We start from the raw sequence: 12,125 nt of genomic DNA on the forward strand, positions 1-12,125 counted from the left end.
CATGCCCATCCATAGACTCAGAACGCCTGTTTCGATCGGCATCGCCGTGCTGCTGACAGCATGCGCCGCGGTGAAGGAGCCCAAGCCATTCACGGAGGACGAGAACAAGGATCGCGCCAAGGTCGACCAGTTGCGCATGTACGAGCAGCAGGAGCCCGTGACGGGGCCGATCACGTTCTACGAGGCGGCGGCGCGAGCCCTCAAGTACAACCTCGACTATCGGCTCAAGCTGATGGAAAGTGCGCTGGCCGCCAACCTGCGCGATGTCTCCAGCCACGAAATGCTGCCGCGCCTCGTGGCGTCGGCAGGCAGGTCGGGCCGCAACAACGATTCGGGCGGCACGTCCATCGGCATCGAGGACCGGCAGGTGAGCCTGCGGCCTTCCACGTCCGAGGAGCGCTATCACACGGTCGCCGGCCTGGGGCTTTCCTGGAGTACGCTGGACTTTGCCGTGGGTTACTACCGCACCGCGCAGAAGGCCGACCAGATGCTGATGGCCGAAGAGCGCCGTCGCAAGGTGGCACAGAACGTGTTGCAGGACGTGCGCAGCGCCTACTGGCGGGCACTGGGCGCCCAGCGCCTGCTGCCGCAGGTGGACGGGCTGCTGGCGCGCACGCAGGACGCGCTGCGCCAGGCACGCGAGGCCCAGGACAAGGGGCTGTTGCCGCGCCAGGAGATCCTGGCCTACCAGCGTGCTTTGCTCGACTCGGTCTCGCTGCTGACCGCGCGGCGGCAGGACCTCGAGTTCGCGCAGGCCGAACTGCGTGCCCTGATGTCGCTGCCGCCGGGCGCGCCGATGCAGCTGGTGGATGCGCCAGACCCCAGCCTGCCCAAGCTCGGGGCTGATCTTTCGCAGCTGGAGCAACTGGCCCTCGTCCGCCGCCCGGAGATCCAGGAAGAGTGGTATCGCGCCCGGGTCAACCAGCGCGATCTCGACATCGCCAAGGCGCAGTTGTGGCCCAACGTGGGCGTGTCGCTGGGCGCGCGCTACGACTCCAACGCCTACCTCTACAACGAGCACTGGCGCGCCGCGGGCATCGATGTGTCGATCAACCTGCTGCGCCTGCTGCAGCTGCCGTCGCTCAATGCGGCGCAGGAGTCGCAGGCCAAGACCGACGACATGCGCCGCGTCGCCTTGTCGATGGCGGTGCTGACGCAAGTGCGCATCGGTGCGCTGCGCTATGCGCTGACCATGCAGGAGCTGCAGTTCGCCAACCAGAGCCTGAAAGTCGATACCGACCTGCTGGATTACTCGCGTTCGGCCAGGAAGACTTCGGTCGGCTCGGAGCTGGAAGTCATCCGTGCGGAGGGACGCTACCTGTTGTCGCGCTACCAGCGCGAGGCAGCGCAGTCGGCCGCGGAAGCCGCCTGGGGGCGCCTGTACAACTCTGTGGGCCTGGATGTGTTTCCCAAGGAAATCGAAAGCCACGACGTGAAGACGCTGGCCGCCGAGATCGAGCGCATCACCAACAACATGGAGACCTACCGGCTGATCGGCGCGGTGCCTGGCGACGGCAGCCCCAACCTGGCCAAGTGAAGATGAGATTCCTGTTCCGTGGGGCCGCTGCCCTGTGCATGGCCATGGCGAGCGCGGCATTTGCCCAATCGAGCGCAGCGCCCGCTGTTCCGCCGACGCCGGCCGTCATCGATCCGAATGCCATCCGCGTTCTGCTGGTGCCTGAGCTCGAGACCACGCTGGCCGCGCAGATGAACGGCACCTTGGGCGCCTTCAAGTTCTCGCTCGGCCAGAACGTGCCGAAGGGCGAACTGATGGCCCCGCTGGAATGCCGCGAGCAGCAGGCGCGCGCCAACATCGCAGAGGCCGAATTGGCGCAGGCGCGCGAGAACCTCGACGCCAAGCGAAGCCTGCGCGACCTCAACGCCGTGGGTGACCTGGAGGTCTCCATGGCCAACACCGCGATGCAGAAGGCCCTGGGCGAGCGGCGCCTGGCCGTCACCCAGGCAGGCTATTGCCAGGTGCGCGCGCCTTTCGATGCGCGCGTGGCCAAGGTCTACGCCAAGCCCTATCAGACGGTGCAGGCCGGAGCGCCGTTGTTCGACCTGGTGAGCGACAGCGCGCTCAAGGTGCGGCTCAATGTGCCTTCGGCCATGATCCGGCAGGTTCAGCCGGGCCAGGCGTTTCAGGTCACCATCATGGAGACGGGCAAGACCTATCCCGCCAAGGTCAGTGCCATCAGCGCCCGTGTCGACGCGATCGCCCAGACGGTCGAACTCGAGGCCCGCCTCGACAAGGCCTATCCGGACCTCATCGCCGGCATGAGCGGCGTGGCGCGCTTCCCGGCCGCGCAGTGAACGACCGACTGCAACTACCGCCCCCGCAACTGCTGCTGACCATCGCGGCGCTGCGCGACAAGGCCCTGGCCGCCGAATCGCTCAACGCGCTTGCGTTCGGCATCGCCAACGACCTGTATCCGCTGCTGCGCTTTCGTCAGGCGCTGGTGTTTGCGCAGCACGGCGCGCAGCACTACGAACTGCTTTGCGTGTCGGGCCTGGCCAAGCCGCAGGAAGACTCGCCCTACCTGGTCTGGCTGCGCCGCGCGATGCGCTGGCTGGGCCCGAAAGTGACAGGGCGGGAGCCGGCCTGGGTGGCCCGCGCCGACCTCGATCCACCTGCCGAAGTGGCTGACGGCTGGGCCGAGTGGTGGCCGGCCGGCGCTTGGTGCGTGCCCCTGCACGGCCGAAACGGCGAGCGCCTGGGCCTGGCACTTTTCCTTCAGGATGCGCCGCCGCCCGAGCCCTTGCTGCAGCCGCTGCAAGGCCTGTGGAGCACCTGGGCCTATTGCTGGGGCACCTTGAGCGGGCAGGGCAAGTTGCGGGGTTGGCGGCCGAGCAAGCGTCAAGTCCTGCTTGGACTGGCCGTGCTGGCAGCGCTGCTGCTGGTTCCGGTGCGGCAGACAGCGCTCGCGCCGGCCGAAATCGTTTCGCGCGAGGCCCAGGTCATCAGCTCGCCCATCGATGGCGTGATCGCAAGGATGCAGGTGCGCCCCAACCAGCCGGTGGAAGCCGGCACGCCGCTGTTCACGCTCGACGAGACCACGCTGCGCAATCGAGCCGACGTGCTGCGCAAGGAGGTTGCGGTGGCCGATGCCGAGCTCATCGCGGCGAGCCAGCGGGCCTTCGACAATCCGCAGAGCAAGGGCGAATTGACCGTGCTGACCGGCAAGGCGCAGCAGCGCCGGTCGGAGCTGTCGGGCGTGCTGGCGCAGTTGCAGCGCACCCAGGTGGTCTCGCCGCGCGCTGGCGTGGCGGTGTACAGCGATCCCAACGACTGGATCGGCAAGCCCGTCAGCACCGGCGAGCGCATCCTGCAGGTGGCCGACCCGTCCAAGCCGGCCATGCGTGTCGAGCTTCCCGTGGCCGATGCCATCGCGCTCGAACCGGGTGCGCGCGTCACGCTCTATCTGGCCGCCTATCCGCTGACGCCGCTGGAAGGCAAGATCCTCGAGACCAGCTACCAGGCGCGCACGACCGACGAAGGCGTGGTCGCCTATCGGCTGCTGGTCAGCATCGAGGAAGGCGAAGGGCCGGAGCGCCGGCTCGGCCTGCATGGCACGGCCAAGCTCTATGGCGGGCGTGTGGTGCTGGGCTACTACCTGCTGCGCCGGCCGATTTCGACGGCGCGCGCCTGGCTGGGCTGGTAGCGATCATGATGGTCAATCCCGCCGCCATGGCCGCGGAGCTGCCGGTGCCGCCGCTGCGCGAAGACCTGCGCCTCGGCGAAGCGGCCGCAGGCGCGGACGGCGAACCGACCTGGATGATCCAGGACACCGTGGTCAATCGCTTCTATCGCATCGGTTGGTTCGAATTCGAATGCCTGTTGCGCTGGGGACAGAGCCCGCGTCGCATCAGCGAGCAGATTGCGAGCCAGACCGCACTCAAGCCTGACGCGGACCAGGTGCTGCAGTTCCGCCAGTTCCTGGAACAGCACCAGTTGCTGCGCCCTGGCGACGATGCGGTCGACCGGCTTCGCCAGCGCAGCGAAGGCAACCCCTGGCTGACCTGGAAGGGCTGGCTGCATCACTACCTGTTCTTCCGCGTGCCGCTGGTGCGGCCGCAGCGCTTGCTCCAGTCGCTGGCCCGACGGCTAGATGGGCTGTTCCATCCCTTCACGGCCTGGCTGGTGGTCGCGCTGACCCTGCTCGGCTTGGTGATGGTCGCGCACCAGTGGGACACTTTCAAGAACGCGGTGATCGAGTCCTTCTCGCCCGAGGGCCTGCTCGGCTTCGCGCTTGCGCTCATCGTGGGCAAGACGCTGCACGAGATGGGCCACGCGCTCACCGCCACGCGACTGGGGCTGAAGGTGGCGCACATGGGCATCGCGTTCGTGGTGCTGTGGCCCATGCTCTACACCGACACCGGTGAAGCCTGGAAGCTGCGAAGTTCGCGCGCGCGCCTGGCCATCGCCAGCGCCGGGATACTGACCGAACTGGGGCTCGCCGGCCTGGCCACGCTGGGCTGGGCGCTGAGCGAACCGGGCGCGCTGCGCGACGCCTTCTTCTACCTCGCGACCACCGCATGGGTGCTTTCGCTGGCGCTCAATGCGAGCCCCTTCATGCGTTTCGACGGCTACTTCATCCTGTCGGACCTGATCGATTTTCCGAACCTGCACGAGCGCGCGCAGGCACAGGCCAAGGTCGCCATCCGGCGCCGGCTGCTGGGCCTGAAAGAGCCCTGGCCAGAACCCTTCCGGCCACGCGAGCGGCGCCTGCTCATCGCCTTTGCCATCGCCACGTGGGTGTATCGGCTGATCATCTTCGCGGGCATCGCGGTGGCGGTGTATCTGTTCTTCTTCAAGGCGCTGGGCATCTTCCTGTTCGCAGTCGAGGTCAGCTGGTTCATCCTGCGGCCGATCTGGCGCGAGATGCAGCACTGGTGGCAGGCGCGCCAAGGCATCCCGACCTCGCGCGGATGGGTGCTGGGCGCGCTGCTGGGTGGGTTGATCGTGCTGCTGGCGCTGCCTTGGCAGACCCAGGTGCACGGCTGGGGCATGGCGCGCGCGGAGCGTCAGCTTCGGGTGTTCGCGCCCTATCCGGCTCAGCTTCGGGAGATCCATCCTGTCGGCACGGTGGCGGCAGGCCAGACACTGGTGACCTTGGGGCACCCGGACGTGGACGAGAAGCTGCGCCGCAGCGAAGCCGGAGCGCGCGGCTACGACGCACGGCTGCTGGGCTTGTTGGCCGATCCCGGCGGCCTGGGTGAGGAAGCCGCGTTGCGCCAGCGGCTGGGCGTCGAGCTTCAGGAGGGAAGCGCGGCGCGCTCCGAGATCGAGCGCCTGCACCTGCAGGCGCCCTTTGCGGGGCTGTGGCGCGACGTGGATCCGCAGTGGTCATCAGGGCAGTGGATCGGCACGCGCGAGTCCATCGGCGTGTTGTACGACCCGTCGAGCTGGCAGGTGGATGCCTACGTCAAGCCGGACGAGGTGCACCGCATCGAGCCGGGCGCGAGCGTGCGCTTCTATCCCGAGGGGCAATTCACGCCCATCGACGGCAAGGTGATCGCCATCGGCACCACCCGAACCGCGCAGCTCGAAAGCCCGATGCTGTCCAACCGTCATGGCGGACCGCTGCCCACGGCCAAGACGGGCAAGGAACTGACCCCCACGCCCGCGCTCTTCCATGTGCTGGTGCAACTGAGCGCCGCCCCGCCAGCCCAGCAGGAAACGCGCGGGCAGGTGCAGGTCGAAGGCGCACGCCGCAGCGTGCTGATCGAAGGCCTGACACGACTGGCCGCCGTGCTGCGCCGCGAAAGCGGCTTCTAGGACTCGGCCGCCTCTGGCTGGTCGGCTGTGCGCTTGGCCAGCCACTTCATGTAGACGATCGTCGCGATGATGCTCACCAGCAGGTAGAGCGCGATCAACGCCGGCACACCGCGATCCTGCGGGAAGTTGAAGGCCGCCAGCGCGAAGGCGATGCCGGGATGGCGCGAGGCGGTCGATACCGCCAGCACCAGGCGTGAATCGGCATCCGGTCCGCCAAGGATATGGCCGACCGCGATGCCGATGACGATGAACACCAGCAACGGGATCCACGCGCCATGCCCCAGCGCTTCGAGCAAGGCGCTGTGCATGGCGAGCAGGACGATCAGGCCTGCCAGCGGAAGCAACCAGCCGGCCAAGAGGATGGCCGGGCGAAGCATGCCCTGGGCAGCGGCGGGCACCAGCGCACGCACCAGCATCCCCGCCAGGATGGGGCCGATGATCATCTTGAGCACCACCAGCGTCACCGCGCCCATCTGCACGCTGAAGCTCTGCCCGAAGATGGATCCGAGCAAATGCAGCCACAGCGGTATGAGGATGAGGGACAGCAGTGCCATGCACACCATCAAGCCCAGGGCGTACGAAGAATGCCCGCCCCCCTTGCTCTGTCGCTTGGGCAGCAGCGGCGGAATGGGCGAGATGGCCAGTGCAACCAGCGTCACCTGCAAGGCATGGGGCAGGTCGAACCATTTCAACAGCACGATGGCCACCACCGGCATGATCACGAACATGGCCAGCAGCGCGCGCACCAGCAGGGCAGGGCGCTTGAGTACAAAGACGAGGTCTTTCGGTGTCGCCTCCAGCCCCAGCGCATAGACGCTGATGATGACGCTGGCTTGCAGGCAAAGCTTGATCAGTTCTTGAAGGTCCATCTCCGATCCCATGAGCAAAGGCGGCTTTCATCAAAACACAAGGCCGCAGATCCGGCAAATCTGAACACGCACGCGTGGCCGCGGCATGACCGCAGGGATGGTCGCCCCGGCGTGTCCGCGGGCGCGGGCGCGGGCGCGGTGCAAATCCGAACACCTGTGCCGCCTGAAATTCTTAGACTCGTCGATCGACCCAACGCGGCTGCGCGCCGCACGAGCCCCGAGGAGCCGCACATGGATTGGCAGACGCACGAAATCAGCAATCAGTTCGACGAACTGACCAACTACAACCTCTACGCCACCGATGCGCCGCTGCGCGAGGCCATGGAGCGTGCAGGCGCAGCTTGGGCGGGCGACGCGCTCTCTGCCTACGGCGCCAGGTTGGGCGACGCGCGGACCTGGGAATGGGCGGCACTGGCGAACCGGCACACACCGGAGTTCGACGCCTTTGACGCGCGCGGCCGACGCATCGATCGTGTCGAGTTCCATCCCAGCTGGCACGAACTCATGCGCATGCACCGCGAGGCTGGCTCGGTGTCGCTGGCGTTCAAGGAGCCGGCCAGGCCAGGCCGCTGGACGGCTTGGGCGGCGCACTTCTACATGGAAGGTCAGGTCGAGGCGGGCGCCATGTGCCCGCTGTCGATGACGCAGGCGTCGATCCCGGTGCTGAGCAAGGAACCGCAGTTGTGGGCCACCTACGGCGCCAAGCTGATGAACGACGCCTACGATCCGCGCGACGTGCCGATCGAGCAGAAGTCCTCCATCTGGATCGGCATGGGCATGACCGAGAAGCAGGGCGGCTCCGACGTGCGCGCCAACAGCACCACGGCCACGCCGGTCGGCGCGGGTGGTCGCGGTGGCGAATACCTGATCCGCGGCCACAAGTGGTTCTTCTCGGCACCGATGTGCGACGCGCACCTGGTGGTGGCCCGCACTGCCGACGGCGGCCCGTCGTGCTTCTTCGTGCCGCGCTGGAAGCCGGACGGCACGAAGAACCCGGTGCACGTCCAGCGCCTGAAGGAAAAGGTCGGCAACCGCAGCAATTCAAGTAGTGAAGTCGAGTTCCAGGACGCTTGGGGCATCCTCCTGGGGGAGGAGGGGCGGGGCATTCCCACCATCATCGAGATGGCCACCTACACGCGCCTGCATTGCGTGCTGGGAAGCGCGGCCATGTTGCGCCAAGCGTCGGTGCAGGCCATCGCCTACGCCCGACAGCGCAAGGCCTTCGGCAACGTGCTGGTCAAGCAACCGCTGATGCGCGGTGTGCTGGCCGACCTGGCGCTCGAGAGCGAAGCAGCGCTGGTGCTGGCCATGCGCTTGGCGCAGGCGTACGAAAACGGCGACGATCCCGCGCAGCGTGTCTGGAAGCGCGTCATCACACCGGCTGCGAAGTTCTGGGTGTGCAAGCGCGCCGTCGAACTCACCGGCGAGGCCATGGAAGTCTTCGGCGGCAACGGCTACGTGGACAACGGCCCGATGGCCCGCCTGTTCCGCGAGGCGCCGGTCAACTCGATCTGGGAAGGCTCGGGCAACGTGATGTGCCTGGACGTCATGCGTGCCATCGGCCGCGAGCCCCAGGCCGCTTTCGACCTGCTGGACGAACTGGCCGAAGGCGCCAGCGCCGACGCCGCCGTGCAGGCCGAGGTGGCGGCGCTCCGCAAGATGCTGGCCACCGATCCGTCCGAACTTGAAGGGCTGGGTCGCCGCTTCGCCCAGCGCCTGGTGCTGACCGCGCAGGCCGTCCTTCTTCGCAAGCATGCGCCCGCGGCGGTGGCCGATGCCTTCGTGGCGACGCGGCTCGATGCCCAGTGGGGACGCGTGGTGGGTGCCATCGACACCCGTGGCATCGATGTCGACGCGCTGCTGGAGCGCGCGCTGCCGGCCTGAGCCTCCGGCTGGCTCCTCAGCGTTGCTTGCGGCCGAAGATGAGGGCCCGTAGGTGCGCTACTACCCCCGCGCGCGTGGCCGTCTGCGAGCCGATCGGCACGTCGGCGTAGAGCGCGCGCTGTTCTTCCAGCACCTCGTGCAGGGCGGCGAGGTTCTGGTTGTTGTAGACCCAGACGCCTGACACCACGAAATGCCCCGGGCTCGCGTCCGGGTGCGGCGCGATGTTCACATCCGAAGCGCCGATGCGCAGCATCGTCTCGGTGCGAACGGCCGCCTGCCGCTCCCCCGCGCCAAGCACGTCGATGTGGCGCGTCAGTCGAAAGCTGATCGACTGAATCTGCGGAAAGTTGGCCAACAGGAAGGCGCAGACCTCCAGGAAGATCAATCGTCCGACGTGCCGATCCTCCTTGAGGATGATCGGCTGCGCGACGAACCCCTCGATATGGACCTGCGTCCCGTTGTGCAGCAGCGGCAGCGGGTCGAGGATGCCGAGCAGGTGCTCACGGTCGTAGACATGCAGCGGCTGTCCGAGCGAGTAGGGCTCGCCGGACGGGTTCAGCATGGTCAGGAAACCGGTTTGTTGCATGCGGGGTGGGGTTGCTTCTGCCTGGTTCGACAGCGAAACGCGCTGTTCGTCGTTTCACAAAGTGGCACAGTTGGAACTATAAAAGTCGCTCGGGTTAACGTTCATTGCCTCCAAGCCAGTTCGATGCAAGATTTCACGATCCAGCGAGGCGAGTGGCCGGTCGGTCCCCCTTCGAAGCAGGCATGGAGGTTCGTCGATGACTCAGCGTGTCTTCAACTTCAGTCCCGGCCCGGCAACCTTGCCCGAAGAGGTTCTGCGCCGTGCAGCGCAGGAAATGCTCGACTGGCACGGCAGCGGCATGTCGGTGATGGAGATGAGCCATCGCGGCAAGGAGTTCGTCGCCATCCATGCCCATGCCGAGCGACTGTTGCGGGACTTGCTGGGCGTGCCGGAGCACTACAAGGTGCTCTTCCTGCAAGGCGGCGCTATCGGCGAGAACGCGATCGTGCCGATGAATCTCCTGCGCGGGCATGCCAGCGTGGACATCGTCGATACCGGCGAATGGTCGCTCAAGACCATCCAGGAGACGCGCAAGTACGCGCACGTCAACATCGCCGCCAGCAGCGCGGCCAAGCGCTACACCTGCATTCCGCCACGCCAGGGCTGGAGGCTCGACCCCGATGCCGCCTACGTCCACATCTGTTCCAACGAGACCATCGGCGGCGTGCAGTACCACTTCACCCCGGACGTCGGCGCTGTGCCACTGGTGGCGGACATGTCCAGCGACTTCATGTCGCGGCCCATCGACGTGTCGAAGTTCGGCTTGATCTACGCGGGCGCGCAGAAGAACCTGGGCCCGGCGGGCGTGACCATTGTCATCGTTCGCGAAGACCTTCTGGGCCATGCGCTGCCGATCACGCCCTCGGCCTTCGACTATGGCCTGCAGGCGCAGGCCGACTCCATGCTCAACACGCCGCCGACCTGGGCGATCTACATGGTCGGCCTGGTGCTCGACTGGATACAGGACCAGGGCGGGCTGGCCGCGATGGAGCGGCGCAACAAGGAAAAGGCGGGCCTTCTCTACCAGTACCTGGAAGGCAATCGCTTCTATGCGAACCCGGTGGCGCCCGCGGACCGTTCGCTGATGAACGTGCCCTTCACCTTGCGCGATCCGGCGCTCGACGATGCCTTTCTCAAGGGGGCTCAGGCTGCCGGACTCGTGCAGCTCAAGGGGCACCGCTCGGTGGGTGGCATGCGTGCTTCGATCTACAACGCGATGTCGCTCGAGGGCGTCTCGGCACTGGTGGCCTACATGAAGGGCTTCGAGGCGCGCCATGGATGAGGCGGGCGCGATCTTCAAGGTGCTCGTGCTCAACGAGATCTCCCCCAAGGGCCTGGGCCGGCTGCCGCCGCAGCGATACGTCTGTGGCCGCGACATCGCCTGCCCCGATGCGGTGCTCGTGCGTTCTGCCGACATGCATGCGATGACGGTTCCCCCCAGCGTGCGGGCCATCGCGCGCGCCGGAGCAGGTACCAACAACATCCCCGTCGCGGCCATGAGCGCGCGTGGCGTGCCGGTGTTCAACGCGCCTGGAGCCAATGCCAACGCCGTCAAGGAACTGGTGCTGGCGGGAATGCTGATGGCCGCGCGAAACCTGGCGCGTGCATTGCGGTTCGTCGACGCCCTGGCTGGCCAGTCCGACGACGTCGAGAAGGCGGTGGAGGGCGGCAAGAGCGCCTTTGCCGGATTCGAGTTGCAGGGCCAGAGCCTGGGCATCGTCGGCCTGGGCAAGGTCGGCAGCCTGGTGGCAGACGCCGCCATCAAGCTGGGCATGGACGTGCTGGGATTCGACCCCGAGATCACCGTCGACGCCGCCTGGAGCCTGCCGTCGCAGGTGCGGCGCGCGGCCAGCGTGGCGGAAGTGCTGCGCGGAGGGCGCTTCGTCACGCTGCACGTGCCGCTGCTGCCGGCAACGCGTGATCTGGTCAACGCCGACAACCTGAGCCTGATGCCGCGCGGCGGCGTGCTCCTGAATTTCTCGCGCCAAGGAGTGGTGAATGAAGCGGCGGCCCTGGCCGCGCTGGAGAGTGGCCAGCTCGGCGCCTACGTGTGCGACTTCCCGAGCCCGGCGCTGCTGGGCCATGAACGCGTGATCTGCCTGCCTCACCTCGGCGCGAGCACCTGCGAGGCCGAAGTGAACTGCGCCGTGATGGTGGCCGACCAGTTGCGCGACTTCCTGGAAAACGGCCACATCTCGCATGCGGTCAACTTTCCGTCGATCAGGATGTCGCGGGAATCGGCCTTCCGCGTGGCCATCGCCAACGCCAACGTGCCCAACATGCTGGGGCAGATCTCCACCGCCATGGCCAAAGCGGGCCTGAATATCCACAACATGGTCAACCACTCCCGTGGCGAGATGGCCTACACGCTGGTGGATGTGGACAGCGCCGTTCGCGACGCGCTGCTGGCCGACCTGGCCGCCATCAACGGCGTGCTGTCGGTGCGCTACCTGCCCCGGCTGGATTGAAACGGCGTCGCGCCGTCAGCTTCTCGGCATCGCCGTGGGCGGGCAGTGTTCGTCGCTCACAGTGACGCTGTATTCGTCATCGCCGACGCTGTAAAGGTGCTGGAAGCGGATGCCCCGCTTCATCATGGCGCGTGTGTTGGGGGTGCTGCAGTTCTTGGCCATGAGCCGCAGGCGCAGCACTTCGGGGTCGAGTCGCGTGGCCTGCACGTAGTGGTACGTGGCGGTCCGAGTGGCCGACGAATACTCGGCGCCCACCAGCACGGAATGATCTTCCATCTTCATCGGGACATGCTGCAGGACGGCCTGCACGCCGCTTTGCATGCCGGATTGCAATTCGGTCTCGCTCATCGTGGCAAGTCGCAACGAATCGTCACCGCCAAAAGCGGGCGCCAGCGCGCCGAGTCCGAGGCCGAACGCGGTGGTCAGCGAGCGCAGCGCTCCTCGGTGGGCATTCGAAATGGTGGTCAGTTGAAGCGTCAGGGACATTGGCTCGGCCCCCTTGAAAATGTCAGATGAAAGTATGCATCGCGCCGAAACCA

The 12,125-nt window shown here is 66.8% G+C and carries 10 protein-coding genes; 7 read left to right on the forward strand and 3 right to left on the reverse strand.

Features of this window, described 5'->3' with window-relative positions:
* Position 1: 1 nt before the first annotated feature.
* The 4 genes from QTH91_RS07650 to QTH91_RS07665 are packed head-to-tail and all read left to right on the forward strand — an operon-like array spanning position 2 to position 5,779.
* Positions 2–1,537: a TolC family protein gene (locus tag QTH91_RS07650; protein WP_286659388.1), complete on the forward strand. Its 1,536-nt coding sequence runs from the start codon at positions 2–4 to the stop codon at positions 1,535–1,537.
* A 2-nt stretch (positions 1,538–1,539) separates the two neighbouring features.
* Positions 1,540–2,313, forward strand: coding sequence for an efflux RND transporter periplasmic adaptor subunit (locus QTH91_RS07655; RefSeq protein ID WP_286659389.1), 774 nt, complete (start codon positions 1,540–1,542; stop codon positions 2,311–2,313).
* Positions 2,310–3,662, forward strand: coding sequence for an efflux RND transporter periplasmic adaptor subunit (locus QTH91_RS07660; RefSeq protein ID WP_286659390.1), 1,353 nt, complete (start codon positions 2,310–2,312; stop codon positions 3,660–3,662). Before QTH91_RS07655 ends, QTH91_RS07660 begins: the two co-directional genes overlap by 4 nt.
* Positions 3,663–3,667: 5 nt before the next feature.
* Positions 3,668–5,779 carry a site-2 protease family protein gene (locus tag QTH91_RS07665; RefSeq protein WP_286659391.1) on the forward strand — a complete coding sequence of 704 codons (2,112 nt, stop codon included), beginning with the start codon at positions 3,668–3,670 and terminating at the stop codon, positions 5,777–5,779.
* On the opposite strand, the gene QTH91_RS07670 is transcribed toward QTH91_RS07665, so the two are convergent.
* The gene (locus QTH91_RS07670; RefSeq protein ID WP_286659392.1) at positions 5,776–6,648 is read right to left on the reverse strand and encodes a bile acid:sodium symporter family protein; all 873 of its coding nucleotides are present in this window, start codon (positions 6,646–6,648) and stop codon (positions 5,776–5,778) included. The genes QTH91_RS07665 and QTH91_RS07670 overlap by 4 nt on opposite strands.
* Before the next feature lie 231 nt (positions 6,649–6,879).
* On the opposite strand from QTH91_RS07670, the gene QTH91_RS07675 reads away from it, so the two are divergent.
* Positions 6,880–8,532: an isovaleryl-CoA dehydrogenase gene (locus QTH91_RS07675; protein ID WP_286659393.1), complete on the forward strand. Its 1,653-nt coding sequence runs from the start codon at positions 6,880–6,882 to the stop codon at positions 8,530–8,532.
* 16 nt (positions 8,533–8,548) lie between these two features.
* On the opposite strand, the gene QTH91_RS07680 is transcribed toward QTH91_RS07675, so the two are convergent.
* Positions 8,549–9,094 carry a hypothetical protein gene (locus QTH91_RS07680; protein WP_286659394.1) on the reverse strand — a complete coding sequence of 182 codons (546 nt, stop codon included), beginning with the start codon at positions 9,092–9,094 and terminating at the stop codon, positions 8,549–8,551.
* A gap of 220 nt (positions 9,095–9,314) precedes the next feature.
* Here QTH91_RS07680 and serC point away from each other — a divergent pair, with 220 nt between their 5' ends.
* Together serC and QTH91_RS07690 are read left to right on the forward strand one after the other, a co-directional pair.
* Positions 9,315–10,400, forward strand: coding sequence for a 3-phosphoserine/phosphohydroxythreonine transaminase (serC, locus tag QTH91_RS07685; protein ID WP_286659395.1), 1,086 nt, complete (start codon positions 9,315–9,317; stop codon positions 10,398–10,400).
* On the forward strand, positions 10,393–11,586 hold the full coding sequence (locus tag QTH91_RS07690) for a phosphoglycerate dehydrogenase (RefSeq protein ID WP_286659396.1): 1,194 nt from the start codon (positions 10,393–10,395) through the stop codon (positions 11,584–11,586). The genes serC and QTH91_RS07690 overlap by 8 nt, the downstream gene beginning before the upstream one ends.
* Positions 11,587–11,601: 15 nt before the next feature.
* Here QTH91_RS07690 and QTH91_RS07695 read toward each other — a convergent pair whose 3' ends face one another.
* The gene (locus QTH91_RS07695; protein ID WP_286659397.1) at positions 11,602–12,072 is read right to left on the reverse strand and encodes a hypothetical protein; all 471 of its coding nucleotides are present in this window, start codon (positions 12,070–12,072) and stop codon (positions 11,602–11,604) included.
* Positions 12,073–12,125 lie beyond the last annotated feature (53 nt).

This window comes from Variovorax dokdonensis, assembly GCF_030316895.1.
GTDB lineage: Bacteria > Pseudomonadota > Gammaproteobacteria > Burkholderiales > Burkholderiaceae_C > Variovorax > Variovorax dokdonensis.